General features: G+C 52.4%; 20 protein-coding genes, 4 tRNA genes and 2 pseudogenes. 16 read left to right on the top strand and 10 right to left on the bottom strand.

Annotated elements, in window-relative coordinates; genetic code table 11:
* The first annotated feature begins 355 nt into the window (after positions 1-355).
* Together JTI98_RS11210 and JTI98_RS11205 are read left to right on the top strand one after the other, a co-directional pair.
* Positions 356-2,053 carry a sensor histidine kinase gene (locus tag JTI98_RS11210; RefSeq protein WP_090049569.1) on the top strand — a complete coding sequence of 566 codons (1,698 nt, stop codon included), beginning with the start codon at positions 356-358 and terminating at the stop codon, positions 2,051-2,053.
* Positions 2,054-2,067: 14 nt separating this feature from the next.
* Positions 2,068-2,802, top strand: coding sequence for a LytTR family DNA-binding domain-containing protein (locus JTI98_RS11205; RefSeq protein WP_042999940.1), 735 nt, complete (start codon positions 2,068-2,070; stop codon positions 2,800-2,802).
* Between the two features lie 36 nt (positions 2,803-2,838).
* Here JTI98_RS11205 and JTI98_RS11200 read toward each other — a convergent pair whose 3' ends face one another.
* A complete protein-coding gene (locus tag JTI98_RS11200) occupies positions 2,839-3,321 on the bottom strand; it encodes a cold-shock protein (protein WP_042999939.1) in 483 nt (160 codons plus the stop codon).
* A 189-nt stretch (positions 3,322-3,510) separates the two neighbouring features.
* Here JTI98_RS11200 and JTI98_RS11195 point away from each other — a divergent pair, with 189 nt between their 5' ends.
* Positions 3,511-4,209 carry an RluA family pseudouridine synthase gene (locus JTI98_RS11195; protein WP_216081255.1) on the top strand — a complete coding sequence of 233 codons (699 nt, stop codon included), beginning with the start codon at positions 3,511-3,513 and terminating at the stop codon, positions 4,207-4,209.
* Between the two features lie 7 nt (positions 4,210-4,216).
* Here the strand turns inward: JTI98_RS11195 and JTI98_RS11190 are convergent, their stop codons facing one another.
* Both JTI98_RS11190 and glk read right to left on the bottom strand, forming a co-directional pair.
* Entirely contained in the window at positions 4,217-4,756 is a 540-nt protein-coding gene (locus JTI98_RS11190) for a DUF2058 domain-containing protein (RefSeq protein WP_042999937.1), read from the bottom strand.
* Positions 4,757-4,961: 205 nt separating this feature from the next.
* The gene (gene glk, locus JTI98_RS11185; RefSeq protein WP_042999936.1) at positions 4,962-5,927 is read right to left on the bottom strand and encodes a glucokinase; all 966 of its coding nucleotides are present in this window, start codon (positions 5,925-5,927) and stop codon (positions 4,962-4,964) included.
* A gap of 204 nt (positions 5,928-6,131) precedes the next feature.
* On the opposite strand from glk, the gene JTI98_RS11180 reads away from it, so the two are divergent.
* Positions 6,132-7,367, top strand: coding sequence for an ion channel protein (locus JTI98_RS11180; protein WP_216081254.1), 1,236 nt, complete (start codon positions 6,132-6,134; stop codon positions 7,365-7,367).
* Here the strand turns inward: JTI98_RS11180 and JTI98_RS11175 are convergent, their stop codons facing one another.
* On the bottom strand, positions 7,368-9,023 hold the full coding sequence (locus tag JTI98_RS11175) for an alpha-keto acid decarboxylase family protein (protein ID WP_216081253.1): 1,656 nt from the start codon (positions 9,021-9,023) through the stop codon (positions 7,368-7,370).
* A 181-nt stretch (positions 9,024-9,204) separates the two neighbouring features.
* On the opposite strand from JTI98_RS11175, the gene mgrA reads away from it, so the two are divergent.
* The 5 genes from mgrA to nagA all read left to right on the top strand — a co-directional run bounded on the left by mgrA (position 9,205) and on the right by nagA (position 14,918).
* The gene (mgrA, locus tag JTI98_RS11170; protein WP_044326869.1) at positions 9,205-10,203 is read left to right on the top strand and encodes an L-glyceraldehyde 3-phosphate reductase; all 999 of its coding nucleotides are present in this window, start codon (positions 9,205-9,207) and stop codon (positions 10,201-10,203) included.
* Positions 10,204-10,329: 126 nt separating this feature from the next.
* Positions 10,330-10,659, top strand: a complete 330-nt coding sequence (gene ypeC, locus JTI98_RS11165; protein WP_042999931.1) for a DUF2502 domain-containing protein YpeC — start codon at positions 10,330-10,332, stop codon at positions 10,657-10,659.
* A 126-nt stretch (positions 10,660-10,785) separates the two neighbouring features.
* Positions 10,786-12,345, top strand: a complete 1,560-nt coding sequence (locus tag JTI98_RS11160; RefSeq protein ID WP_044258408.1) for a PTS transporter subunit EIIC — start codon at positions 10,786-10,788, stop codon at positions 12,343-12,345.
* Between the two features lie 16 nt (positions 12,346-12,361).
* A complete protein-coding gene (locus tag JTI98_RS11155; protein ID WP_044326868.1) occupies positions 12,362-13,714 on the top strand; it encodes an adenylosuccinate lyase family protein in 1,353 nt (450 codons plus the stop codon).
* Entirely contained in the window at positions 13,707-14,918 is a 1,212-nt protein-coding gene (nagA, locus tag JTI98_RS11150) for an N-acetylglucosamine-6-phosphate deacetylase (protein ID WP_216081252.1), read from the top strand. Before JTI98_RS11155 ends, nagA begins: the two co-directional genes overlap by 8 nt.
* Here the strand turns inward: nagA and JTI98_RS11145 are convergent.
* Both JTI98_RS11145 and JTI98_RS11140 read right to left on the bottom strand, forming a co-directional pair.
* Complete coding sequence (locus tag JTI98_RS11145; protein WP_058586920.1) at positions 14,911-16,458, bottom strand: hypothetical protein; 1,548 nt, start codon at positions 16,456-16,458, stop codon at positions 14,911-14,913. The genes nagA and JTI98_RS11145 overlap by 8 nt on opposite strands.
* Positions 16,459-16,546: 88 nt before the next feature.
* Complete coding sequence (locus JTI98_RS11140; protein ID WP_042999926.1) at positions 16,547-17,785, bottom strand: Nramp family divalent metal transporter; 1,239 nt, start codon at positions 17,783-17,785, stop codon at positions 16,547-16,549.
* A 341-nt stretch (positions 17,786-18,126) separates the two neighbouring features.
* Between JTI98_RS11140 and nupC the strand changes: the two genes are divergently transcribed.
* Entirely contained in the window at positions 18,127-19,329 is a 1,203-nt protein-coding gene (nupC, locus tag JTI98_RS11135; RefSeq protein WP_042999925.1) for a nucleoside permease NupC, read from the top strand.
* A 42-nt stretch (positions 19,330-19,371) separates the two neighbouring features.
* Here the strand turns inward: nupC and JTI98_RS11130 are convergent, their stop codons facing one another.
* The 3 genes from JTI98_RS11130 to JTI98_RS11120 all read right to left on the bottom strand — a co-directional run bounded on the left by JTI98_RS11130 (position 19,372) and on the right by JTI98_RS11120 (position 21,958).
* Positions 19,372-21,570, bottom strand: coding sequence for a sensor domain-containing phosphodiesterase (locus tag JTI98_RS11130; protein WP_216081251.1), 2,199 nt, complete (start codon positions 21,568-21,570; stop codon positions 19,372-19,374).
* Between the two features lie 197 nt (positions 21,571-21,767).
* Positions 21,768-21,843: transfer RNA gene (locus JTI98_RS11125), tRNA-Ala, on the bottom strand.
* Positions 21,844-21,882: 39 nt separating this feature from the next.
* Positions 21,883-21,958 (bottom strand) — tRNA-Ala (locus JTI98_RS11120).
* 221 nt (positions 21,959-22,179) lie between these two features.
* Between JTI98_RS11120 and JTI98_RS11115 the strand changes: the two genes are divergently transcribed.
* Both JTI98_RS11115 and JTI98_RS11110 read left to right on the top strand, forming a co-directional pair.
* Complete coding sequence (locus JTI98_RS11115) at positions 22,180-22,542, top strand: YfeC-like transcriptional regulator (RefSeq protein ID WP_042999923.1); 363 nt, start codon at positions 22,180-22,182, stop codon at positions 22,540-22,542.
* A gap of 1 nt (position 22,543) precedes the next feature.
* Positions 22,544-22,936, top strand: coding sequence for a YfeC-like transcriptional regulator (locus tag JTI98_RS11110; protein WP_042999922.1), 393 nt, complete (start codon positions 22,544-22,546; stop codon positions 22,934-22,936).
* 53 nt (positions 22,937-22,989) lie between these two features.
* Here JTI98_RS11110 and gltX read toward each other — a convergent pair whose 3' ends face one another.
* Complete coding sequence (gene gltX / locus JTI98_RS11105; RefSeq protein ID WP_216081250.1) at positions 22,990-24,405, bottom strand: glutamate--tRNA ligase; 1,416 nt, start codon at positions 24,403-24,405, stop codon at positions 22,990-22,992.
* Between the two features lie 258 nt (positions 24,406-24,663).
* Between gltX and JTI98_RS11100 the strand changes: the two genes are divergently transcribed.
* The 4 genes and pseudogenes from JTI98_RS11100 to JTI98_RS11085 all read left to right on the top strand — a co-directional run.
* Positions 24,664-24,739 (top strand) — tRNA-Val (locus JTI98_RS11100).
* A gap of 4 nt (positions 24,740-24,743) precedes the next feature.
* A tRNA-Lys gene (locus JTI98_RS11095) sits at positions 24,744-24,819 on the top strand.
* Positions 24,820-25,174: 355 nt separating this feature from the next.
* Positions 25,175-26,161 (top strand): annotated as a pseudogene (tssI, locus tag JTI98_RS11090) (type VI secretion system tip protein TssI/VgrG); the annotation flags it as partial.
* Positions 26,161-26,454, top strand: a pseudogene (locus tag JTI98_RS11085) (hypothetical protein); the annotation flags it as partial. The pseudogenes tssI and JTI98_RS11085, both read left to right, overlap by 1 nt.

Raw genomic sequence — 26,454 nt, 5'->3', positions numbered from 1 at the left:
TCCGAGCGACGCTGCCACGATGGTGGCACGTTTAGAAAATAGCCTGATTAAAATCCTTCTGTCGAGAGGGAAAGGAAAATATTTTTTCGTTCTCCAAATGAGGAATAACAATTTTAAAAGGGGAAATAACAGGTTTTCGACACCGCTCAATATTACCTTCCAGTAACATTTTGTTGCCATGATGATAACTATGAAAGCGGGCGTTTTATGAGATGTATTGTAAATACACCAATCAACCATCAATCCCCTTTTAAAATTATGGTTTTTCCTCATTAGCCGCAAGATCTCAGCAGGCTGGTCATCCCCCCTGAGGTTACCTATCATAGGGCTTTAATCCTTTGGCAAGAGTCCCCCCGTGCACGAAATATTTACCATGCTGCTGGCCGTGTTTGACCGCGCAGCGCTGATGCTATTTTGCCTGTTCTTTCTCATCCGCATCCGCCTGTTTCGCGAGCTGCTGCATAAGTCTGCCCATACGCCAAAGGAATTGCTTGCTGTCACCGCGATTTTTTCGATGTTCGCGTTGTTCAGTACCTGGTCTGGTGTACCGGTAGAAGGATCGCTGGTGAACGTGCGGATCATTGCCGTAATGTCCGGCGGCATCCTGTTTGGTCCATGGGTCGGCATTATTACGGGGGTGATCGCAGGAACGCACCGTTACCTGATCGACATTGGCGGCGTGACGGCAATCCCCTGCTTTATTACCAGCATTCTGGCGGGCTGCCTCGCGGGCTGGATTAACCGCAGGATCCCCAAAGCCCAACACTGGCGCGCCGGAATTTTAGGCGGCATGCTTTGCGAAACGCTGACGATGATCCTGGTGGTCCTCTGGGCGCCAACCACTGAACTGGGGCTGGATATTGTCTCGAAAATCGGTATTCCGATGATCCTCGGTAGCGTCTGTATCGGGTTTATCGTGCTGCTGGTTCAGAGCGTTGAGGGGGAAAAAGAAGCGAGCGCCGCACGGCAAGCCAAGCTGGCGCTGGATATCGCCAATAAAACCCTGCCCCTGTTTCGCAAGGTCAACAGCGAATCGCTGCGCCAGATCTGCGACATCATTCGTCACGATATCCACGCCGATGCGGTCGCCATTACCAATACCCAGCATGTGCTGGCCTACGTCGGCGTCGGGGAAGCAAATTACCGCAACCACGATGACTTCGTCAGTCCGACCACTCAGCAGGCGATCAATCACGGTGAAATCATTATTAAAAACAATGATGAAGCGCACCGCACGCCGGAGATCCACTCCATGCTGGTCATTCCATTATGGGAAAAAGGCGTGGTGACCGGTACGCTAAAAATTTACTATTGTCACGCCCATCAAATCACCTCATCATTGCAGGAGATGGCGGTGGGTCTGTCGCAAATTATCTCAACCCAGCTCGAAGTCTCCCGTACCGAGCAATTGCGGGAAATGGCAAATAAGGCAGAGCTACGTGCGCTGCAAAGCAAAATTAATCCTCATTTCCTGTTTAACGCCCTGAACGCGATTTCGTCGTCGATTCGACTTAATCCGGACACTGCCCGTCAGCTCATTTTTAATTTGTCGCGTTATCTGCGCTATAACATTGAGTTAAAGGATGACGAGCAGATCGACATCAAAAAAGAGCTGTATCAAATCAAGGATTACATTGCCATTGAACAGGCCCGCTTTGGCGACAAGCTGACCGTGATTTATGATATTGATGAAGAGGTCAACTGCTCCATTCCCAGCCTGTTGATACAACCGTTAGTGGAGAACGCTATCGTCCACGGCATTCAGCCCTGCAAAGGGAAAGGCGTGGTAACGATTAGCGTCGCCGAGTGCGGCAACCGGGTGCGCATTGCGGTAAGGGACACCGGCCACGGTATCGATCCGAAAGTGATCGAGCGCGTGGAGTCCAACGAAATGCCGGGCAATAAAATTGGCCTGCTTAATGTCCATCATCGCGTTAAGCTGTTATTTGGTGAAGGCCTGCATATACGCCGCCTGGAACCAGGCACCGAAATCGCCTTTTATGTCCCCAACCAGCGTTCGGCAACGGCTACGCCCGCCACGTTATTGCTTTAAGCCGGAGTAACACTGTGAAAGTCATCATCGTTGAAGATGAATTCCTCGCCCAACAGGAACTCAGTTGGCTGATTAAAGAACATAGCCAGATGGAGATTGTCGGGACGTTTGACGACGGTCTGGATGTGCTGAAGTTTTTGCAGCATCAGCGCGTTGACGCCATTTTTCTCGATATCAATATTCCGTCTCTGGACGGCGTTCTGCTGGCGCAAAATATCAGCCAGTTCGCCCATAAGCCGTTTATTGTGTTTATTACCGCGTGGAAAGAACATGCGGTTGAAGCGTTCGAACTGGAAGCGTTTGACTATATTCTCAAGCCGTATCAGGAATCGCGAATTGTCGGAATGCTGCAAAAACTGGAGGCGGCCTGGCAGCAGCAACAGTCTGGCGCGGCTGGGGTTGGGCCCGTGGCGCGTGAAAATGACACCATCAATCTAATTAAAGATGAGCGGATCATCGTTACCCCGATCAACGATATCTATTATGCCGAAGCGCATGAGAAAATGACGTTTGTTTATACGCGGCGGGAATCGTACGTGATGCCCATCAACATCACCGAGTTCTGCAACAAACTGCCGCCTTCGCATTTTTTCCGCTGTCACCGCTCGTTCTGCGTCAACCTGAACAAGATTCGCGAGATCGAGCCGTGGTTCAACAATACCTATATTCTGCGGCTCAAGGATCTGGAATTTGAAATTCCCGTAAGCCGCAGTAAGGTCAAAGAATTCCGCCAGTTAATGCATCTGTAGTCGGCTGAACTGTGCTGCTGCGCGGCAGCACAAAAATCAAACTTTGAGCATTTTAACCGTGGACTCGATATCAATCTCATCTTCCGAGAAGATTAATGTCGTGCCCTGGAAAGTGGTGATCGCCAGTTTTTTTACCGTGCGCATTTCACCCGGTGTCGCCGTAGTTTTCGGTCGGATGTTGCTCATCAGTAGCCCGACAGAGAGCACTGCATTTTCTTTATCAATCGGCGTGTCGGCCGGGATCTCTTCACTGAATACCACGAAGGACTTAATCGAGGTGAGCTTAAGACGCTCGCCCGCGATATAGATATATTTGCTGTCCGGCACGACCTTCACCGCATACGCAGAAAGACCTTTGTTGTTGGTGGTGGGCTCAAAGGTTACCGCCGCATCTTTCTTGAGAAGCTCAGGGTTGGCAACCTTAATCACATGAAAATAGCGATTATCGCCGTTCTCATCTTTGATAAATCCAAAACCTTTATCTTTAAACCACGTTGTGATTGTTCCGTTCATCGCCATTACCGTCTGGTTAATCCACTCAATTTTTTGCAGCGCGCAGTGTAAAGCACATTGCCTGCGCAGGCCACGTCTTTGCCTTAAGTCTGGATGATTAATTTTAGCGACGCGAGAGAAAGTCAAGCCGCCGTCATTCGCCGGTCGGCTGAAAATGGGTTATCATCCGCACCCACTTTCCCGTCGGGCAGCCTGATGTCTACGATTATTGATACCTTTATTGCCCCACCATGCAACGACGAGATAGAGACGCTCTATCAGGACGATCACCTGCTGTTGATCAATAAACCCAGCGGGCTGCTCAGTCTTTCAGGGAAAAATCCACAAAATCTCGATTCGGTACACTATCGGCTGGTTCAGCAATATCCTGGCTGCACGCTGGTCCACCGTCTGGATTTCGGCACGTCCGGACTGATGGTCGTGGCGCGTAATAAGGCCGTCAATGCCGCCCTCTGCCACCAGTTCAGCCAGCGCACCGTCAGTAAAGTCTACTGCGCATTGCTCTGCGGACATCTGAACGCTGACGAAGGAGTGATTGATGCGCCGATAGCCAACGATCCGGCACGGTTCCCGCTGATGTCTATTTGCCCGGTCAATGGCAAACCCGCGCGGTCACGTTATCAGGTCGTCGCACGAATTAACCAACCGCAGGACGACGGAACTATACTGCCGTTGACGCGGGTCCAGCTCACGCCGGAGACCGGACGTACGCATCAGCTACGCATTCACTGCCAGCTATTGGGGCACCCTATTCTGGGTTGCGACCTGTATGGCGGTCGCCTGCTGCCCGGTACAGAACAAACCACACGGCTGATGCTACACGCCAGCGAATTACGCTTTACTCACCCCATTAGCGGGGAGCGCATCAACGTGCATCACGCCGCGCCGTTCTGAATACGACTTACCACATCAGATCATCAGGCACTTTAAAATCAGCATACGGATCGTCTTCATCCTGCTCTTCCTGACTCAGCGCGCTGTGCAATACGATGCTGGTTGCGTCACGCTGCGCAATTTTATCGGCGACGCTGGCCGGGATAATCGCGTATTCGCTCTCGGCGCTGTTATCGGTAGACAAACGCGCAATCGCCAGACGTCCGTTAATCAACTGCGTCTGGGTCAGCTTATCAACGTAGATTTTCTTGATGAGATTGTTATCGGTGAAGTTAAAGCCAATGTCGCCTTTTGCGACAGTGATACGATTCATTTCAATCAGTTGCTTTACCTGGGCTTTAAATTCTTTCGCCAGCGTCGCCTGTTTTTGCTGCTCACTGAGCAGCTTGTCACGCTCAAGCTGTGCCTTTTTATTTTCTTCAACTGCCTCTCTTGCCTCACGAGCCTGCACGCGTGATTTTTTAGCCGTTCTCTGGACTTTCGCCATTTTTTTGCTGGTTACTAAACCCGCTTTTAGCATCTGCTCTTGTAAGGTAAGTTTCGTCATCTTTACTTATAAACCTGTGGAATGATGTCTGAGATTATACCTGCAATTTTTGCGGCGATACCAGTTGGCGGACGTGGTTTACGGGTCTCGTTATGCTCGGACAGGGTTACGGATGCCGCCTGGTCATAAACTGTAGACCCGTGCGACGCAGAGAACAGAGACCAAAAAACCGCGTGAGACACGCGGTTTTCCTGTGGAACGTGACTTACAGAATCTGGCCTAACGTCTGGCGTAAATGCGCGCCGGAACCGAGCAGACCGGGGTTATCGTGAACAATCAGATACACCGGAATATCCTGAACGTAGGCCTTAAAGCGACCTTTATCTTCAAAACCGCCACGGAAACCCGAGGCTTTGAAGAACTCCAGGAAGCGCGGCACGATGCCACCCGCAATGTAGACGCCGCCAAAGGTACCCAGCGTTAACGCCAGATCGCCGCCAAAGCGCCCCATGATCACACAGAACAGCGACAGCGCGCGACGACAGTCCGTGCAGCTGTCGGCCAGCGCACGTTCGGTAATATCTTTTGGCTGCAGATTTTCCGGCAGACGTCCGTCAGATTTGACGATCGCCCGGTACAAATTCACCAGACCCGGACCAGAAAGCACGCGTTCTGCAGAGACGTGACCAATCTCAGCGCGCAGGACCTCCAGGATGATCGCCTCTTCTTCGCTGTTCGGCGCGAAGTCGACATGACCGCCCTCGCCCGGCAGACTAACCCAGCGTTTGTCGACGTGAACCAGATGCGATACCCCCAGACCGGTGCCCGCGCCATACACTGCGATAGGTTTACCTTCAACCGGTTCCGCGCCGCCAAACTGGATCAAATGCTCTTTTTTCAGCATCGGGATCGCCATCGACACCGCAGTGAAATCATTAATGATTTCCAGATGACTGAAACCGAGATTTTTTTTCATCTCCGCAATAGAAAACGCCCAGGTATGGTTGGTCATAGCCACCCAGTCACCCGTAATCGGACAGGCGATCGCGATACAGCCCGCGTCCACTTTCACCTTGTGCTCATCGAGGTAAACACGCACGACAGCTTCCAGACTGGGATAGTCCAGACCGGAATAGGTTTTAGCCTGCGAGATGTCACCACTGTCGATATCACACAGAGCAAGACGAGCGTTGGTGCCGCCGACATCACCTACTAAAGCATACTTTGTCATTCTTCTACTGCTCCGCTAAAGTCAAAATAAGTCTTTGCCACACTGTAAATATACGGGGGCATAACAACAATCTCAGAAAAGCGAGTCCCCTGAAAATATCGATCCAGGTCACACAATAACTTTATCGTTTCAGCACCATTTGCAGCGATGCCATCTGGCTGACGCGGCAAACTGAACGTAAGACACGGTATTAAGGAAAAAAACATGCTCCATCCGCGAGCCAGAACCATGTTGTTATTGTCGATCCCCGCGCTGATTCTGGGGGTTGCATCCAGTTTAGTCCTGATTGTGGTCATGAAGTTTGCTTCCATCTTACAGAGCATACTCTGGCAACGTCTGCCGGGAAGTGTGGGATTTGCCGCCGACTCCCCGCTCTGGATCATGCTCACCCTGACGTTAACCGGGGTTCTGGTGGGGCTGGTGATTCGTTACAGCACCGGGCACGCTGGCCCTGATCCGGCCACCGAACCGCTGATCGGTGCGCCAATTTCTCCTGTTGCATTGCCAGGCCTAATCATCGCACTGGTGCTGGGTCTGGCGGGTGGCGTCAGCCTTGGTCCCGAACATCCGATTATGGCCGTTAACATCGCGCTAGCCGTTGCGCTGGGACGTCGGTTTTTCCCACGGATTGGTGCCCTCGACTGGACCATTCTGGCCTCGGCCGGCACCATCGGCGCCCTGTTTGGCACGCCGGTCGCCGCCGCGCTGATTTTCTCGCAAACCCTGAGTGGCTCTAACGATACCCCTTTGTGGGATCGCCTCTTTGCGCCGTTAATGGCGGCGGCGGCAGGTTCATTGACCACCAGCCTGTTTTTTCACCCGCATTTCTCGCTCCCGATCGCCCATTACACCCAGATGCGCATCGTGGACATTTTCTCCGGAGCCGTGGTGGCGGCGATTGCTATCGCCGCGGGGATGGTGGCGGTCTGGTGCTTACCCCGGCTGCACGCTTTACTGCATCGCCTGAAGAATCCGGTGCTGATCCTCGGCGTTGGAGGTTTCCTGTTAGGGTTACTCGGCGTGATGGGTGGACCACTGACGCTGTTTAAAGGTCTGGATGAAATGCAGCAAATGGCGTTCAGTCAGACGCTCGGCACCACGGATTTCTTCATGCTCGCGGTGATAAAGCTCGCTGCGCTGGTCATTGCTGCGGCCAGTGGTTTTCGCGGCGGGCGGATCTTCCCGGCCGTGTTTATCGGCGTGGCATTAGGTTTGATGCTGCACGCCCACGTTGAAGCCGTTCCGGCCGCGATTACCGTTTCCTGCGCTATTCTTGGCCTGGTGCTGGTCGTCACCCGTGACGGCTGGCTTAGCCTGTTTATGGCTGCTGTGGTGGTACCGGATACCACCCTGCTGCCGCTGCTGTGTATTGTGATGCTTCCGGCCTGGCTGTTGCTGGCGGGCAAACCCATGATGGTCGCCAACCGGGAGGACAAATAGTCATCCGCTGTTACGCGACTCCAGCGCCTGGGTGACCTTACGTAATAACACGGGTAAATCGGCTTTTGGCAGCACGACCTCTATCAGCGAGAGCCGTTGTGGACGTGCCAGCCGGGCCAAAACTTCCTCGAGCTGGATGGCCTGAGTCACCCGCCAGCATTCAGCCTGATCCGCAAGGCTGAATGCCCGAGGGATCTGCGTCCAGTTCCAGGAAGCAATATCGTTGTACCGTTGTTTCTCCCCGTGGATAGCTCGCTCGACGGTGTAGCCGTCGTTGTTGAGTACCAGAATTACCGGCGTTTGCCCGTCGCGCAACATGGAGCCGATTTCCTGGATGGTCAGTTGCGCCGCGCCGTCGCCGGTTATCAGGATAACCCGACGCTCAGGCGCCGCCGTTTGCGCGCCAAACGCGGCGGGCAGCGAATAGCCTATCGATCCCCAGAGCGGTTGGACAATCAGTTCCGCCCCCGTAGGCAACAACAGGGACGCGGCCCCAAATGCCGCCGTTCCCTGATCGGCCAGGATCAGATCGCCGGGTGCCAGCGCCTGCTGCACGGTATGCCAGAAGTTCTCCTGGGTCAGTGGACCTCGTTCGATGTGCAGCTGTACGGTCGCAGGTTTAACGGGCGGCGGCGCAATGGAGAGTTCCAGGCATAGTTCACGTAACGTGGTAACCGCCTGCTCCATAGACAGTCCACTGAACCAGATGCCTCCCACCCGCGATGCCTGCGGCTGCACCTCAATTGTGCGTTCCAGCGCCAGTTGCTGGGTGAAGCCAGCCGTTAGCGTATCGACGAATCGGGTACCCACACAAATCGTCGTATCCGCCTCTTCTATCGCCTGACGGACGTCGTCACTGCTGGCCCCCGCGCTATAGGTGCCGACAAATCCCGGCTGTTGTTCATCGAAAAGTCCTTTTCCCATCAACAGCGTGGCGTGGGCGATAGGCGTCTCGGCCATCCAGCGTTGCAGGACCGGTTGTAGACCAAAACGGTGGGCGAGAAAATCGGCCAGCAGCGCCACGCGGGGACTGTTGATCAGCTTTTGTCGGGCATGATAGCGAAATGCCGTCACCACGCTCCCCTGCGATTCCGGTGCAGAGAGGATCAGTTCCGCTGAAGGAGGCAACGCGGGACGTTTCGCCACGTCAGCAGGCAGCATCAGGTAACCCGGGCGATGGGCGGTCAACATCGTACTCAGTACACGGTCAATCTCATGACAGGCGTTTTGCGCATCCAACACTGCGCTGGCCGCACAAAGGGACTGGCTCATCCGGTAGAAGTGTTGGAAATTGCCGTCGCCCAGCGTGTGGTGCATCAGTTCTCCCCGACGCTGCGCGCCGCTACATGGGGCGCCAACAATATGCAGAACGGGGACATATTCCGCATAGCTGCCCGCCAGGCCATTCATCGCACTCAGCTCCCCGACCCCAAAGGTAGTCAGCAGCGCTCCGGACCCGGCGACCCTGGCATAACCGTCCGCCGCATAGGCAGCGTTAAGCTCGTTGGCACACCCAACCCAGCGCACGTGCGGATGGTCGATCACATGGTCAAGAAACTGCAAATTGTAATCACCCGGCACGCCAAACAGATGCCCGATGCCGCACCCGGCAATTCTGTCGAGCAGGTAATCCGCAACGGTGTAAGGGGTTTGCATGACAGCTTTCCTTCTGACGGTAACCTCATGTTGAGTATTGAAGAAGCGTCGGGGCTGTCCAGAAAGAGGCGGCGATGAGGGTGGAAAGCAGGATTTACAGTTTCCGGAGTGAAAATGTCATTGAAAAATCACCAGTGTAAACGTATACACTTGGGCGCTGAATTCACTGCGAGGGAAGACAATGGTTTACCAGCCTGATGAAAATCGTTATCAGAGAATGGCATTTCGCCGCTGCGGTCAGAGCGGCCTGAAGCTACCCGCCATCTCGCTTGGCCTGTGGCATAACTTCGGCGATACCACCCTGATGGAAAACAGCCGGGCACTGCTTCAGCGCGCATTTGATCTGGGGATTACCCACTTCGACCTCGCCAATAACTACGGTCCCCCGCCGGGTTCAGCGGAACGCAACTTTGGCCGCATCCTGCAGGAAGATTTTTTACCGTGGCGCGATGAGCTCATTATCTCCACCAAAGCGGGATATACCATGTGGGACGGCCCTTACGGCGACTGGGGATCCCGCAAGTATCTGATTGCCAGTCTTGATCAAAGCCTGAAGCGAATGGGGCTGGAGTACGTAGATATTTTCTACCACCACCGTCCCGATCCTGAAACGCCCCTGCGGGAGACAATGCAAGCGCTCGATCACCTCGTACGCCAGGGGAAAGCGCTGTATGTCGGGATTTCCAATTACCCGGCCGATCGTGCTCGTGAAGCTATCGATATCCTCAATGATTTGGGCACGCCATGCCTGATCCATCAGCCTAAATATTCGATGTTTGAACGCTGGGTGGAGGAGGAACTGCTGACGATGTTGCAGGAAAAAGGGGTGGGCAGCATTGCCTTTTCCCCGCTGGCGGGTGGACAGCTCACCGATCGCTATCTGAACGGGATCCCGGCTGATTCCAGAGCAGCGAGCGGAAGCCGTTTTCTGAATGCTGATCAGCTTACCGCCGGAAAGCTGGAAACCGTTCGCCAGCTCAATGCACTGGCTGAAAAGCGCGGACAAAAATTATCGCAGATGGCGCTTGCATGGGTACTGCGCAACGATAACATCACCTCGGTCCTGATTGGTGCCAGTAAAACTTCGCAGATTGAGGATGCGGTCGGCATGCTGGCCAATCGTCATTTCACTGACCAGGAGTGCGCTGATATCGACAACATTCTGAACAGTACGCGTTAGCAGCGTTTTTAGCAATTCGTGCTCTCATTCGTGATTTAAGAGTTAAGGCGATGAAATGGGGCTTTACGGCCCCGTAATATTACGTTAACAGGCCGACTACGGCTTCGATCGTGAAGGAGATAAAGAATGTTCAGGTCACTGATTCTGGCGGCAGCCCTACTGGCTTTTACACCGCTTGCCGCAAACGCGGGCGAAATCACCCTGTTGCCATCGATAAAATTACAAATTGGCGATCGCGATAATTACGGTAACTACTGGGACGGCGGACACTGGCGTGACCGTGACTACTGGCATCGCAATTATGAATGGCGTAAAAATCGCTGGTGGCGACATGACAATGGTTATCACCGTGGCTGGGATAAGCGTAATGCTTACGAGCGCGGATACCGGGAAGGCTGGCGCGATCGCGACGACCATCGCGGGCGCGGGAAAAAAGGCCACGGTCACCATCATTAAAAAAAAGAGCCTTCGGGCTCTTTTTTATGGTCAAATCCTGCGCTTTTTATCCTGCACCATTTGCCCTTGAGCAAAAATATCCTGAACGTATCTTATCCTCATGAGAATTCACGTCAGGATTAACTTATGAATGCTAATTTTAAGAATGAAATTCAGACATTCGGTCGATCGCTGTTATTGCCGATTGCCGTACTGGCGCCCGTGGGGATGGTCATGGGAATTAGCTCTGCGTTAGGCCAGAGCTATATGATAGAAAAACTCCCGTTTCTCGGGAACGATATATTTAAAGCCATTCTTTCTTCACTGGGATTAATCAGTAGCGTCGTATTCAACAATATCCCGTTATTATTCGCGATGGGTGTGGCGTACGGCATGTCCAAAAAAGAGAAAGGGATTGCGGTTTTTGCCTCCGTGGTGGCCTATCTGACGCTACTTATCGCCATGCATGTTCACCTTAAACTGGCGGGTACACTGGCAAAAGATGAGCTGGCGCTCGTTGGGCAAGGAATGGTACTCGGTATTCAGACGCTTAAAATCGAAGCGCTTGGCGGCATTATTGCCGGGCTACTGGCGGCCAAAGTCACCGACCGGTTTTACCGATTGCAACTTCCTCTCGCCTTTGCTTTTTTCAGCGGTAAGAAATCCGTAGCGATTCTGGCTATCGCCTTTTCAATTCCCGTGGGGTTAATTATCCCTTTTATCTGGGATCTGTTTACTGCCGGTATGCGCGCCATTTCAACCATTATGATGGCCCCTAATATCGGTGCCGGAATTTACATGACGCTCAACCGTCTGTTAATTCCATTTGGTTTACACCATGTCCTGAGTTCGACCGTCCGCTTTACCGCGGCTGGGGGTACCTATCTCATTGACGGGCAAACGTACGTCGGCATTTTGCCTGCGATTAATAAGATCCTGTTTGAGCTTGGCCCTTCCCATCCTGCCTGGAAGGAATATATGCCGACGCTCACCAGTTATCTGGCGTCGTCGCAAATGCTCACCACGCTGTTCCGCGTGCCAGCGATTGGGCTGGCGATGTATCACATGGCCTATTTTAAGAATAAGAAATTTGCCAAAGGGATGATTCTGACCGTGGTGCTCACCGCCATGCTGGGGAATATCACCGAACCGCTGGAGTTTTCCTTCCTGTTTATTGCTCCACAGCTCTTTATTGTTTACGCCATACTTTGCGGCTTGCTGACTATTCCACTGCAAATGCTGGACGTGTCCATCGGCTATATTCGCGGCACGATCTTCGACTTCGGTATTTTTGGTCTGATGTATGAACAGACGCACTGGGTAAATTTACTGCTTCTTGGCGCCATTAACTTTGTCGTTTTCTACGTCGTTTTCCGCTTCGCGATCGCTCGCTTTGATATAAAAACGCCGGGACGCGAAAGTGAAACGTCAGACAGTACCTTGCTGAATAATAAAGAGTACGACAAGGTCGCTGAACTGGTTATTCAGGGACTAGGCGGATCCGATAATATTAAACATGTTGAAAACTGCGTGTCGCGTTTGCGTGTCGATGTAAAGGATCAGAAAAAAATGGACATGACCGTGCTGAAAGAATCGGGATCGCTGGGTACCTTTATCCCCTCCAGCAACCATGTCCACGTGGTCTTTGGCCCACACGTCGAATTTGTCCGCAATGCGGTAGATGACCGCCTTGTCGGCGCGAAATAAGCTTAAGGAGACAGGAATGCGCGCATTGTATGATTCAAAAAGTAAAACCATCGACGATCGGGGAATGAAAACGCTGCTCGCTCAACCTGCGCGGGTCCAGTCCTGGCTGGATGTCGAAGCTGCTCTGGCGCTGTCACAGGCTGAATACGGGATGATTCCCACCCGTGCGGCAGAAAATATTGCCGCCAACTGTCGCGTCGATAAAATCGACCTGACAGAAATGGAACGCCTGCTCCGCGAGATAGGCCACGGCTTTGTCCCGGTGATTAAAGTACTGGTCAAAGCCTGCGACAGCGAAAGCGGGAAGTATGTGCACTATGGCGTCACCACCCAGAATATCCAGCAAACCGCACAGCTTTACCTGGCAAAGCAGTTCGATGACATCATGCAGGGTTTTGTGAATGATATTCTGCGCAACCTGGCGAAAATGGCGTCCGATCATCAGGCCACCCTGATGCCAGGTCGCACCCACGGTAAGCATGCCTTACCGGTGACCTGGGGCTATAAAGCTGCCGTATGGATTGACGAACTGTTGAGCGCCCAACAGCGCATGCAGGAAGCGGAAAAACGCGTTTTCACGGTGATGATGGGGGGGGCTGTAGGGGCGTTTCACGCCACTGGCGAAACTGGACGTCGGGTGCAGGATCGCGTCGCACAACGGTTGGGAATGCACTCCATGGCGATCCCTTCGCGTAACTCCCGCGTTTATCGCACGGAATACATCAGCAATTTGTGCCTGCTCGCCACCACGCTGCATAAAATCGCCGAAGAGGTGTATCAGACTTCCAGCGAAGAGTTCGCTGAAGTCTCTGAAGCGTTCACCAAAGGAACGGTTGGCAGCAGTACGATGCCGCAAAAAGTGAACCCCAAACTGGCTAAAGGGATTATCGCCAACTCGCAAAAATTGTATTCCGTGCTCACTTCCTGCCTGTATGTCAGCCCTCGCCCATTTGAAGCAGACAGTTCAGCCTACTTTATCTTCGACGGAAATATTCAGGAAAGCATGGAGTTGATGGCGGAGATCGTGATGCGCGCGGAAGAGTTGACCCGTACGCTGGTGATTAATCCTGAACGTATGCGCCAGAACGTCCACTTAACCCATGGCTTGATCAATAGCGAAAAAATCATGATGCAACTGGTGGAGCGGTTAGGCAAAGACGCGGCGCACGAGCGCGTGTACCAGCTGGCGATGCGCAGTACCCACGAGGGATTGCCCTATGCCGACGTGCTGCGCGCCGACCCCCTGATTCGCCAGCATTTTAGCGATACAGAAATCGACGCCCTGCTCGATCCCGCCCACTACCTCGGTTTGTGTGCGGAGATCGCCGCCGAAACGGCAGCACGCGTATGGGAGAAAGAGGATGTCTGACCCCCTGCTCTCTCTGGCAAGCGACCGAATCATCACCCCCGACGGGATACAACGCGGTTATCTGCATATCAAACAAGGACAGATTGTTGGCCTGGATAATACCCCTCGCGGCCAGGTGGTTGATTACCAACATGCGATGCTGATGCCGGGTTTTGTCGATATCCACGTCCACGGTTGGGGAAGAGGTTCGTTTGCCTGGAAGGGGGAGCGTCACTCTTTACAGGCGATGAGCCGGGATCTGGTCAATGCCGGGGTCACCGCGTGGCTTGCTACGTCCGCCACCCAGCCGGAGGCGTTCTTACTGGAGAGTCTGACCACGGCCGCCGACTGGATTGCGCACGCGAAAGCGGAAGACGGGGCTGAAGCCGTCGGCATTCACATGGAAGGACCGTTTATCAATGCCAAATACAGCGGGATGCAGCGCAAGGAGTCTATTCAGACTCCCAGCATTGAGGGCTTTGAACGCTATCAGCAGGCTGCACGGGGGCATATTCGCTTAATGACGCTGGCGCCAGAGTTGCCGGATGCGCTGCCGCTGATCCGTCATTTGCACCAGGCTGGCGTCACGGTATCCGCAGGGCATACCGATGCGACGTTTGACGAAACCACCCGGGCGATTGAAGCAGGGCTATGCCACTTTACCCACGCCTTCAGCGCCATGCGCGGATTACATCATCGTGAGCCAGGCGTTGTCGGCGCGCTGATGTACCACCAGGACACCTTCGCCGAAGTGGCAAAACAAAGCGGCATCACTCTGCGCCCGGAAGTGTTCGATATTCTCTATCGTCTGAAAAAAGATCGTCGTCTGGTCATGGTCAGCGACTGTCTGGGATATGTGGATTTCCCGGAAGGGTTTGAATTTCACCATTACCTGCGTCAGGAGACGTTTCGTATTCGCCATCATCTTCTGGAAATTACCGATCGCCACGGCAATATCCGCACGGTCTCGCCTGATGACTGGGCGGGCGTCTGCACACTGGAGATGAGCTTTCTGGATTCAGTGAAAAATGTGGTTGATCGTCTGGAGAATAGTTGGGTTTCCGTAGCGCAGATTGCCTGCCTGAATCCGGCGATTCTCGCCGGTGTTGAACAGCGTAAGGGCAGCCTGACGCCCGGAAAAGATGCCGATATTCTGGTCCTTGATGAGGCGTTAGATCTTGAAGCCGTCTGGTGTCGCGGCGTCTTACAACCACTGGCTAAATAAACACATCACCATAATGGCGTTCGAGGAAATCCCTGAGCGCCTCGGGACTCATACCCTGTACCTGCTGAACAAACTGCTCAGCAGGTATTTTTTTGCGCGCGGAGGCAAGTCCCCGCTCACGAAGCAACTGGAAGTCATCCTGCGTTAGCCAGAAGTTAACTTTGACGTAATCCAGTCCGGCATACCGCAAATGGCTTGAGATCTTATTGGTAAAGGTGATCAGCAGATCAAACTCACGTGACTGGAGCTGTTCAATCTCATTGATATTAATACATACCGGGATATCGATATGAAAACGTGAGGACAGGACCTCTTTGAAATACCCGACCTTACTTTCCGAAGAGTTCGTCACAATAATGACCCGCTTTTTCGGCTCACTCACTACCCGGTTTTTAAGCTCATATTTTTTCGTGATCAACACCAGTGTCGCCAGATGAATGGCGGAAAACGTCGTTTGCCAGCCTTTTTCAATCTCGCTCACCGCAGACTGAACGTCGTCCCAGAGTTCAGGGTAGCGATTCTGGACGTTATGCAGTTTTTTATCATCAAACCAGAGATGAAATTTATTCTGGATGATGGCGGCATAGATAAAGTGATAAACCTCAGCAAACCAGGCATGTTGATTGTGAATGGTGTTGTTCAGGCTAGCGGCTAAACGTTCACAGGTCCGTTTCACATGCGCCACCAGGCTGGCGTCATATAAGGTGAAAGGGCGATACGTAAACGTCAGCGAAGCAATCAGGAGATCCAGACAGCGGTTTTCCTGCGGATCGGTCATGGCCTCAAAAGGGAACGTCGTCAAAAACGGCGTCGCCGTACTCTTTTTGATTACATGCCCCCGGCGGATGCGGTGTAACGCGAGGCTCAAATACACCAGCAGGTATTTCCGACCGTTGTAACCCAGCGTGTTAATCGGCCGGATAACGTCTTCATAGCAACGTGCAGCCTGGATAATCTCCGAAGCACATTCACTCAGAAACTGATCGGCAATCGAACGACTGACGGGCTCATTCGCCTGATGGGCTATCAACTGGTGGTGTTCACCAATCTCAACGGTTTTGAGTATTAACATGCACACCGCCAGGCGCAACGAGAACTCATCGCCGACAAGCCGCGACCCGGTACGTGGGATGCTTTGTACCGTCAGGGCGTGTTCTTGCGCCAGACGCAACATCACGGGATTATCATTTTTGACCGTCCCCGCGCTGACATAAAACTTTTTGTAGTACTCGTTTTTATTCACCACATCATGCAAACAGAGCGCCACGAGGAGATCCCTCACACGCTCTTCCGACGTAGTGATATAGCGATTAAAACGTATACGCGCTAAAAATTGCCGGTATTCGCTATAGCCAATCCGGGTCGTAATAAACTGATTATCCTGATGGAGCTGGACGTCTTCCGGCAAGAGTTCATTGAGCTCTTTCATGGTGCGTTTTAGCGTGGAGAGAGTCTTACCGAAACGCTGAACCGCCTCGTCAATCGACAGCGGGCTGTTATCCTGTAAATACTTCAGGAAAGAGAGATCAAAGTGATTCATGAACGCTCGCCAGTGGATAATGCAAGATGCAGGATAACGGAAATCCAGGACTAAAACCGTGACCTGTTGCGTGTCACGGCGGGTTAGATCACAACCCCAGCACCGTGCCGACCAGCAACCACAGGTTCAACGCCACCACCAGCACCACAATCATCCAGCCAGTCTGTTTAACCCAGCGGGTATTCACCAGATCGCCCATCAGTTTGCTGTCGCTGGTAAATATCAGCAGCGGCACCAGCGCCAGTGCAATACCAAAGCTTAACAGCACCTGGCTCATCACCAGAATCCGCGTCGGATCAAGGCCAATCAGAATCACGATAAAGGACGGCATCATGGTGATGGTACGCCGCACCCATAAGGGGATATGAAAGCGGACAAACCCCTGCATCACGACCTGCCCTGCCAGCGTACCAACCACCGTTGACGACAACCCCGCCGCCACCAGGCTCAGTCCGAAGACCGTTGCTGCCGCGTGACTTAATAACGGTTCCAGCGTCAGATAAGCCTGATCCAGATCGGCAACACCGGTGTGACCACTGAAGTGAAACGCGGCGGCAGCAGTCGCCATCATCGCCAGATTGACGAACCCCGCAATAGTCATGGCGATAGCCACATCCCATTTTGTCGCCGCATAGCGCTGCTGACGCGTGCCGCCATGCAGGTGCTGCGTTAACGAAGAGTGCAGGTAGATTACATGTGGCATGATGGTAGCGCCCAGCACCCCGGCGGCCAGAAATACCGCTTCAGAGTTGGGCAAGTCAGGGATTATCATGCCTTTACTCAACTGTGCAAAGTTGGGTTGGGAAAAGATCAGTTCAACGATATAAGCCATGGCGACAAACAGCAGCAGGCCGCCGATCACTTTTTCCAGCGGTTTTTGTCCACGCCGCTGGAGCATCAGGATCAGAAAGGTGGCGATCCCGGTCAGCACCGCCCCCTGCAATAACGAAACGCCGAGGATCAGTTTGAATCCTATCGCCGCCCCGATGAATTCCGCGAGATCGGTCGCCATCGCGATAATCTCCGCCTGCACCCAATAGAACCAGACTACCGGCCGCGGATAGTGATCGCGAATTTGTTCAGCCAGATTTTTACCCGTCGCAATACCCAGTTTCGCAGACAAGACCTGAATCAGCATCGCCATCAGGTTTGCCCAGACCACGACCCACAGCAGTTTATAACCAAAGCTGGCACCGGCCTGAATGTTGGTCGCAAAATTGCCCGGGTCGATATAGCCGATAGCCGCGACAAACGCAGGTCCCATTAATGTGAGCCTTAACTTGCGCGCTGCTCTTCCACTGCTACTCTCAACGCGATCGTTTGTCATCTTCTGCCTCGGAAACATAGCCTTTGCTATGTTTTATAGTATGCCTGATGAGAATGGTTATCAAGTGCATGTAAAAAAGGTAACCTTGATTTCTCTAATAGGCGGGAACGATAAAAGTGTGGGTACAGGAATGCGCGTGGCATGTTTAATAATTGTTATTATATTAGCACAATAACTTAACTATTTACTTTCGCATTAGACATAACAGAAGTGTATGCCGGATCACTATTTTTGAATCTCGTCACAGGTCCTGATTATAGTGTGTGTTAGATCTCGTTTTCTTTGTACACGTTGCATAGAATGTGCACGAAAACTTAACCTGCCTCATATTTGGAGCAAATATGGACCGCGTCCTTCATTTTGTCCTGGCACTTGCCGTTGTTGCGATCCTCGCATTGCTGGTAAGCAGTGACCGTAAAAAAATTCGCATTCGTTATGTCGTTCAACTGCTTGTTATCGAAGTGTTACTGGCGTGGTTCTTCCTGAACTCTGACGTCGGCCTCGGCTTCGTGAGAGGCTTCTCCGAAATGTTTGAAAAACTGCTCGGATTCGCCAATGAAGGGACGAACTTCGTCTTTGGCAGCATGAACGATAAAGGGTTGGCCTTCTTCTTCCTGAAAGTTCTCTGCCCTATCGTCTTCATTTCAGCGTTGATCGGTATTCTGCAACATATTCGCGTGTTGCCGATTATCATCCGTGCCATTGGTTTCCTGTTATCCAAAGTCAACGGCATGGGCAAACTGGAATCCTTCAACGCCGTCAGCTCGCTGATCCTCGGTCAGTCTGAGAACTTTATCGCGTATAAAGATATTCTCGGCAAAATGTCCCGCAACCGTATGTACACCATGGCCGCGACAGCAATGTCCACCGTTTCCATGTCTATCGTCGGTGCGTACATGACCATGCTGGAACCTAAATACGTGGTTGCGGCGCTGGTTCTGAACATGTTCAGCACCTTTATCGTGCTGTCGCTGATCAACCCGTACCGCGTTGATGCCAGCGAAGAAAACATCCAGATGTCCAACCTGCACGAAGGCCAGAGCTTCTTCGAAATGCTGGGTGAATATATTCTGGCGGGCTTTAAAGTTGCGATTATCGTTGCCGCCATGCTGATCGGCTTTATCGCCCTGATCGCCGCGCTGAACGCCCTGTTCGCCACCGTCACCGGTTGGTTCGGCTACAGCATCTCCTTCCAGGGCATCCTGGGCTACATTTTCTATCCGATTGCCTGGGTGATGGGTGTGCCGTCCAGCGAAGCGTTGCAGGTAGGCAGTATCATGGCGACCAAACTGGTTTCCAACGAATTCGTTGCAATGATGGATCTGCAGAAAATCGCCGCCACGCTCTCTCCGCGCGCGGAAGGTATCCTTTCTGTATTCCTGGTCTCCTTCGCCAACTTCTCTTCTATCGGTATCATCGCAGGCGCGATTAAAGGCCTGAACGAAGAGCAAGGTAACGTCGTATCCCGTTTCGGTCTGAAACTGGTTTACGGCTCTACGCTGGTGAGCGTCTTGTCTGCCTCTATCGCCGCACTGGTTCTGTAAGACAGCACTGACACAAAAAACGGGGAGCGTATCCCCGTTTTTTTATACCTGTGATTCCCCTAACGGCCTCGGTCGTCCAATCAGATATCCTTGCAGGTAGTTCACGCCCAGGCTTAACAGCAGCTCCCGCTGCGCAGGGGTTTCCACGTATTCCGCCACCACGCTTAACGACTTCGCCTTTGCCAGATCGGTTATCGACTTCACAATCATCGCGTCCAGTGAATCGGTCAGAATATCTTTTACAAACACGCCGTCGATTTTGATGATGTCAGCCTGCAAACGCTTCAGGCGCTCGTAATTGGCATACCCGGTACCAAAATCGTCAATCGCAATCCGGAAGCCGAATTTATGCAACTGTTCAAGGTTCTGCATGCTGGTTTCCGAATTGGAAAATGCCTGCTCTTCGGTGATCTCAATGATCACCGTTTCCGGGGCGATACCATAGCGGGTGAACAGGCGAATAATGCGCGGCGCCGTCTCTTTTTGCAGCAGGGTCAGCGGCATGAGATTCACCGAGAAAAGCGGTCCCGCCTCGCCAGAAGGATGCGCAGATAGCCAGTTCAGCAAAGCTTCCACCACCTGCAAATCAAAACGGGCGCTGAGGTTAAATTGCGCGATCAGCGGGATGAACTGATCCGGCGTCATGATACCTTCATCGCTTTTCAGCCGCGCAAGAATCTCGTCGTACCCTTTGCCGTGAGCGTCGCGGATAGGCTGCGCATAAAGCAGGAGATCGCCGTTATCGAGCGCTTTACGAATTTTATTGAGCAGCAGTACCCGTTCGGTCGTCTGGCCCGTCGCGACTTCCTGGCTATGCGTCAGCGCCAGTACCCGGTGATTGGCGCAGGATTGTTCCGCCAGCCAGCTTAACTGACCCAACAACGGTTGCAGCGTCTCCTGCTTCCCATCCCATTGTCCCCAGGATGCGCCGTAGCCCATGTCCAGCCCGGTGTTGTTCCAGTAAATTTTACGACTGTTCAACAGGTCGAGCATATGTTGCAGACGGGCGTCCATTTCCGGCCCGTTAAGCACCAGTAATAATTCACTCCCCGGCAACTGAAAGATTTTTTCATTCTCAAGCATCAACGGTTGCAGCATACGGTGCACCGTGCGTTTGCTGTGCACGCGCATTAACATGCCGTAGTGACGGCTCAGAAACTCCAGATTCTCCAGTCGCAGACAGCAGACGCTCTGCCCGGACTCTTTTTTCAGGAACTGCTCCAGCGCACGCAGATTCGGTAAACGAGTTAAGGGGTCGGTAAGCGCTTGCATATGCCAGCGGCGATTAAGCCATTCACTGCGCTGATAGATACGCATCATATACAGCAGGCAGATACTGAACGAAACAAGAACCGACAGGATAAACGCCAGCGAATACTCCGACCCCACGCCTTGTAAGAAATTGCGGTTATAGGTCAACAAGAACAGCGTGCTAATCGCCCAGCTTAGATTAATAAACGGATAGGTGAGTTTACCCACGCCGGTGGTAAAAATAATGAAGAAGACCGGCACCAGATACCCTGCAATGTATCCGCTCTCCAGGGGAGAACACATAATAACAAGAAGGGCCGAAATACAGGCCAGCCAACTGACGGTAAATAAGCGCTTTTCTTTATCGAAACACGGCGCAATGTCTCTGCGCCAGAACGTTCGGGCATACCGCGGATTCACAATCATCCGCAGCGGATAATAAAACAGCATGGTGAAGATCAGCGCCGCCGAGATCAGACTCAGAATATCGACAATCGTGAAGATGGCCGCCGCAGCACCAAAGAATGTCGACACCGCGACCGGGAAGTCGAGATAATGCCCGGCGAGATACATGCTGATCTTCATCCCGACAGGAGCCACAAAGCCAAACCAAATCACCCTGCGCCAGATATTGCGATCGGGCAAGCCGTAACGCCAGCGCGGTCCAATATGCCAGCGAACAAGCGCGCTCGTTCCTAGTACGGCAAACATCTGACAAAAGAGCAACACGATACCTTGCGCAAACGGCAGATGAAGATTCCAGTGATTGGTCAGGTATAACGCCAGCACAATGGGCAGAACAGCGCGTCGACCAAACAGCAGCAGCATCGACAGCAGCACGCACAACGGTAGCCACGAAAGATAGATATCGCTGGAGTCCACTATGGTGCGAGGGGAAATCAAACGTGAAAACTGGATGGCTGCGATGGAGAGTACGATCGCAAGAGCGAATATTCTTATATTATTTATCAGGTTACGCTTGGGTGGCATGAATTAACTGCTCTCACGGAACGAACTATTTGTCACATAAATGATAAGTTTATTCGCACCGCGAAGCAAACCTATACCCGCCAGATAAATCCACCGAATTTGTGAGCACAGATTCTGGCTTAATAGAAACTGTATTACAAAAATGAAAGGCGCGCAGAGATAAAAAAACCCCCGCTTTTCAGCGAGGGTTCTGAATTTGGTGGAGCTAAGCGGGATCGAACCGCTGACCTCTTGCATGCCATGCAAGCGCTCTCCCAGCTGAGCTATAGCCCCACGATGCGTTTACGTACCAAAATTGTTGGGTTCAATTTTTGGTGGAGCTAAGCGGGATCGAACCGCTGACCTCTTGCATGCCATGCAAGCGCTCTCCCAGCTGAGCTATAGCCCCATTACGTAAAGCTTGTCGAGTTGACGGGCGGCATCATATGAATTCCCTTCGCATGTGTCAACGGCAAATTGAAAGCGCCGATTCTAATCGCTGAAAAAGCAGACAAATGAAGAACAATGCGCAACAACTCGCATTCAGTAGTTAAACACGTCACGGTTTCCACTAAAATGGTGCTATAAAATGAACCACTAATTAACTACACGACTACTCAGGGAATCGTTATGTTCAAGGAACGGATGACGCCAGAAGAACTCGCGAATCTGACGGGTTACAGCCGACAGACTATTAATAAATGGGTGCGAAAAGAAGGTTGGGCGACATCACCAAAACCAGGCGTTCAGGGCGGTAAAGCGCGACTGGTGCATGTTAACGAACAGGTTCGTGAATATATCCGCAGCGCAGAACGCTCAGCGGAAGGATTGTCTGACACCTTCTCACCCCCTGGCGATGCCTCGTTGGAAGCACTCCTGATCAAGCTGGTGAAAGAGATGACGCCTGCCGAACAAAAACACTTTACCTCTTTGCTACTGCGGGAAGGGATTACCGGTTTATTACAACGCTTAGGGATCCGCGACAGCAAATAATATGAAAAGATTACGCAGCAAAATGACCACCGAAGAACTGGCAGATTGCCTCGGTGTCGCTAAGCAAACCGTGAATCGTTGGATACGTGAACAAAAATGGGAAACGGAAAAATTTCCAGGTGTTAAAGGTGGTCGGGCAAGACTCGTTCATATCGATACACGCGTGCGGGAGTTTATTTTGAACATCCCGGCGTTTCGTAACCATTCTGCATTTTATCAGGCTGAAGAGCCGCTGGCCGAGTACAATCCCGTCGTACGCAGTCATGCCTATAGGCAAATTATTGATGCCGTGGAAAATATGTCCGCTGCGGAACAGGAAAAGTTAGCGCTATTCCTTTCACGTGAAGGTATCCGTGGTTTCCTTACACGCCTGGGTCTGAACGATTCTGAGTAATGCAAAGAAAAACGGCAGAGTCTCCCCTGCCGTTTCATTAATGCGGCGATCGCTTACTGCTGCGCTTCACGCTCCGCAATAAAAGCCAGAGCTTTATTGATGCGCTCAATGCTGCGAGTTTTTCCAATCGCGTGCACCGTTACGTCTAAGCCAGGAGACTGGCCCGTACCGGTTACCGCCACACGTAACGGCATACCGACTTTACCCATCCCCACTTCCAGCTCATCAGCAGTAGCCTGAATCGCATGATGCACGTTTTCAGCCGTCCACTCGGTAATGGTTGCCAGTTTGTCGCGCACCACTTCCAGCGGCTGACGCGCCACCGGACGCAGGTGTTTCTTCGCGGCATCGGCATCAAACTCGGCAAAGTCTTCGTAGAAGTAACGGCAGCTCTGCGCCATCTCTTTCAGTGTTTTGCAACGCTCGCCCAGCAGTTTCACCAGTTCAGCCAACTCCGGGCCGTTACGGGTATCGATGTTTTCCTGCTCGATGTGCCACTGCAGATGCGTTGCCACATACTCCGGTGCCAGCGAGTTAATGTAGTGATGGTTCAGCCACTGCAGTTTTTCCGTGTTGAACGCACTGGCGGATTTGCTGACCGCTCCAAGGGAGAACAGCTTGATCATCTCTTCACGGGTGAAGATCTCCTGATCGCCGCTGGACCAGCCCAGACGCACCAGGTAGTTCAGCAGCGCTTCCGGCAGATAGCCGTCATCACGATACTGCATTACACTCACCGCGCCGTGACGTTTGGACAGTTTTTTACCGTCGTCGCCGTTGATCATAGAGACGTGGGCGTACACCGGCACCGGCGCGTTCAGCGCTTTCAGAATGTTGATCTGGCGCGGGGTATTGTTGATATGGTCTTCACCACGAATGACGTGGGTGATCTCCATATCCCAGTCGTCCACCACTACACAAAAGTTATAGGTCGGGGAACCGTCGGTGCGGCGGATGATCAGATCGTCCAGCTCCTGATTGCTGAATTCGATCGGGCCACGGATCTGGTCGTCAAAAATGACAGAGCCGTCCTGCGGGTTGGCAAAACGGACAACACAAGGCTCATCATCAGCGTGATGTTCATGACCATGACGGCAACGACCGTCGTAGCGCGGCTTTTCACCCTTCGCCATCTGCTCTTCACGCAGTGCGTCCAGGCGTTCTTTGGAGCAGTAACATTTATAGGCCGTGCCCGCTTCCAGCATCTCATCAATCACTGCGTTATAACGATCGAAACGTTTAGTCTGGAAGTACGGACCTTCGTCCCATTCCAGGCTCAGCCAGTTCATACCGTCCATAATGGCTTCGATAGCTTCCGGCGTGGAGCGTTCGAGATCGGTGTCTTCAATACGCAGCACAAACTCACCGCCGTGATTACGTGCAAAAAGCCAGGAATAGAGAGCAGTACGCGCACCACCGACGTGCAGATAGCCTGTCGGGCTTGGCGCGAAGCGAGTTTTGATTTTCATGAAATGGCCTTACGTTTATAAAGATGCCGACAACCGGCAAATCCGGGAAAAATGGAATGGCCGATATTCTATCACTGTGAAGTAAATCCTCAATGTTGTTACCGGGTAAACGCCGTACAGAACCCTTTTTGTTTAGAAATCATGCGCCAGAGACCGTTTCACGATCGTTTTGCTTAAAATTACGACGAACAAACAATTTCTTTAGAAAATGCGTTGACTCATTTTCAACTCTCCCTATAATGCGACTCCACACAGCGGGGGTGATTAGCTCAGCTGGGAGAGCACCTCCCTTACAAGGAGGGGGTCGGCGGTTCGATCCCGTCATCACCCACCACTTCGGGTCGTTAGCTCAGTTGGTAGAGCAGTTGACTTTTAATCAATTGGTCGCAGGTTCGAATCCTGCACGACCCACCAATGTAGAAAGGCGCCCTAAAGGCGCCTTTTTGCTATGTACTGTTTGTCAGATTCGAGCCTGTACCGAGTCTGGGGAATTTCATGCCAAATCAAGCACGCTGTAAATATTAAAAATAATATAAATTCAGAATAAAAATAAATAGCGCAAAATATAGCCCGTTTCGGGAAAATACTTTCCCCGTCTGTCCATTCCATTGATATCCATCAAAAAAAACAGCCCCGAAAGAGAGTATTCCGTTTCATACAATAACAGTAGTTATTATTCTGTTCGGTATTGTGTCGTCAGGTTCGCTTTATCCTCCGCCGCACTATCGGTTCCCGCAGGATACTTTTATCTGCATCAGGGGAGGTCGTTGTGTCTTTGAAAGGACTGCGTTTTACGCTGGACGTGGACGGGCTGGGGCAAAAAACCTTCGCCGTGGTGAATTTTGTGTTAAGGCAGCGCCACTCATTTCCGTTTGTGCTGGATATTGATGTTGCCAGCGATTCTTTCGGAGAGACCGCAGAAAAGCTACTGGAGAAAAATGCCACCCTGACTATCTGGCAAGGCAATACCCCTCAACGCTATGTCAGCGGTATCGTTACCCGTTTTGGGATGAAAGAGTACAACGGCTGGCAGATGTGCTACTGCCTGACTATCACTCCGCCCCTCTGGCGCAGCGGGCTGCGACAGAATTTTCGCATCTTCCAGCAACAGGACATTCAGACCATTTCCGCCACCTTGTTGGAGGAGAACGGCATTACTGACTGGAAGCCCTGGTTTTATGAAGACCACCCGGCGCGAGAATTCTGTGTTCAGTATGGTGAGACGGACCTTACGTTTCTTACCAGGCTGTGGTCAGAGGAAGGTATTTTCTTTTTTGATCGTTTTGCTGCTGACAGCCCGGCGCAGACACTGACGCTATGCGATAACGTTGCCGGATTATCCGATGCCGGTGAACTGCCATTCAATCCAAACTGTTCATTAGAAATTACCATTCCGAGTGTCAGTACCTTCAGTTACCAGGCGCAAATCCGCCCCTCTTCCGTAGAAACTCAGGACTACACCTTTAAAATGCCGCAGTGGCCCGGGTATTACGGACATTCTGGTGAAAATCTGAACGGACAGAGGAAGCAGTATGAAGTCTTTGACTGGCCGGGGCGTTTTAAGGATGAACAACACGGGCAGGATTTCGCCCGCTACCTGATAGAGGGCTGGCGTAACAATGCGGAAACCGCCGCCTGTATCAGCAACTCTCCCCTACTGTGGCCGGGCACAACCTTCACACTTACCGGGCATCCGGTAAACACGCTTAACCAAAAGTGGCAGGTTGTCAGCAGCGTTCTGACGGGAAAACAGCCAGCCAGTACCGTGCTTACGATGACCGGGGCAGACTGGTCAGCCAGAAAAATGCACAGGGCCACGAAACCCGCTATGAGTACAGCATCGCGGGCGACCTGATGGTCGTGCTCCACCCGGACGGCAGCAGGCAGACCACAGAATATGATGCCGCAGGACACCCGGTGAGCACCACCACTGGCGGCCTGACACGCCGGGTAGAATACGATGCCGCAGGTCGTGTGACGCAACTGACCAACGAAAACGGCAGCCACACCACCTTCGCTTATGATGTGCTGGACAGGCTGGTGCAGGAA

The sequence above is a fragment of the Citrobacter sp. MGH 55 genome (assembly GCF_016906145.1).
GTDB classification, from domain to species: Bacteria; Pseudomonadota; Gammaproteobacteria; order Enterobacterales; family Enterobacteriaceae; genus Citrobacter_A; species Citrobacter_A amalonaticus.
The sequence above is the reverse complement of the archived record's forward strand: the minus strand, read 5'-3'. Positions and strand labels throughout refer to the sequence as shown.

What these genes read in the sequence shown, in the direction of transcription:
- JTI98_RS11200 (WP_042999939.1), bottom strand. Translation starts at nt 3,321, where the DNA reads ATGGCGATGAACGGAACAATCACAACGTGGTTTAAAGATAAAGGTTTT.
- JTI98_RS11195 (WP_216081255.1), top strand. Translation starts at nt 3,511, where the DNA reads ATGTCTACGATTATTGATACCTTTATTGCCCCACCATGCAACGACGAG.
- JTI98_RS11190 (WP_042999937.1), bottom strand. Translation starts at nt 4,756, where the DNA reads ATGACGAAACTTACCTTACAAGAGCAGATGCTAAAAGCGGGTTTAGTA.
- glk (WP_042999936.1), bottom strand. Translation starts at nt 5,927, where the DNA reads ATGACAAAGTATGCTTTAGTAGGTGATGTCGGCGGCACCAACGCTCGT.
- JTI98_RS11180 (WP_216081254.1), top strand. Translation starts at nt 6,132, where the DNA reads ATGCTCCATCCGCGAGCCAGAACCATGTTGTTATTGTCGATCCCCGCG.
- JTI98_RS11175 (WP_216081253.1), bottom strand. Translation starts at nt 9,023, where the DNA reads ATGCAAACCCCTTACACCGTTGCGGATTACCTGCTCGACAGAATTGCC.
- mgrA (WP_044326869.1), top strand. Translation starts at nt 9,205, where the DNA reads ATGGTTTACCAGCCTGATGAAAATCGTTATCAGAGAATGGCATTTCGC.
- ypeC (WP_042999931.1), top strand. Translation starts at nt 10,330, where the DNA reads ATGTTCAGGTCACTGATTCTGGCGGCAGCCCTACTGGCTTTTACACCG.
- JTI98_RS11160 (WP_044258408.1), top strand. Translation starts at nt 10,786, where the DNA reads ATGAATGCTAATTTTAAGAATGAAATTCAGACATTCGGTCGATCGCTG.
- JTI98_RS11155 (WP_044326868.1), top strand. Translation starts at nt 12,362, where the DNA reads ATGCGCGCATTGTATGATTCAAAAAGTAAAACCATCGACGATCGGGGA.
- nagA (WP_216081252.1), top strand. Translation starts at nt 13,707, where the DNA reads ATGTCTGACCCCCTGCTCTCTCTGGCAAGCGACCGAATCATCACCCCC.
- JTI98_RS11145 (WP_058586920.1), bottom strand. Translation starts at nt 16,458, where the DNA reads ATGAATCACTTTGATCTCTCTTTCCTGAAGTATTTACAGGATAACAGC.
- JTI98_RS11140 (WP_042999926.1), bottom strand. Translation starts at nt 17,785, where the DNA reads ATGACAAACGATCGCGTTGAGAGTAGCAGTGGAAGAGCAGCGCGCAAG.
- nupC (WP_042999925.1), top strand. Translation starts at nt 18,127, where the DNA reads ATGGACCGCGTCCTTCATTTTGTCCTGGCACTTGCCGTTGTTGCGATC.
- JTI98_RS11130 (WP_216081251.1), bottom strand. Translation starts at nt 21,570, where the DNA reads ATGCCACCCAAGCGTAACCTGATAAATAATATAAGAATATTCGCTCTT.
- JTI98_RS11115 (WP_042999923.1), top strand. Translation starts at nt 22,180, where the DNA reads ATGTTCAAGGAACGGATGACGCCAGAAGAACTCGCGAATCTGACGGGT.
- JTI98_RS11110 (WP_042999922.1), top strand. Translation starts at nt 22,544, where the DNA reads ATGAAAAGATTACGCAGCAAAATGACCACCGAAGAACTGGCAGATTGC.
- gltX (WP_216081250.1), bottom strand. Translation starts at nt 24,405, where the DNA reads ATGAAAATCAAAACTCGCTTCGCGCCAAGCCCGACAGGCTATCTGCAC.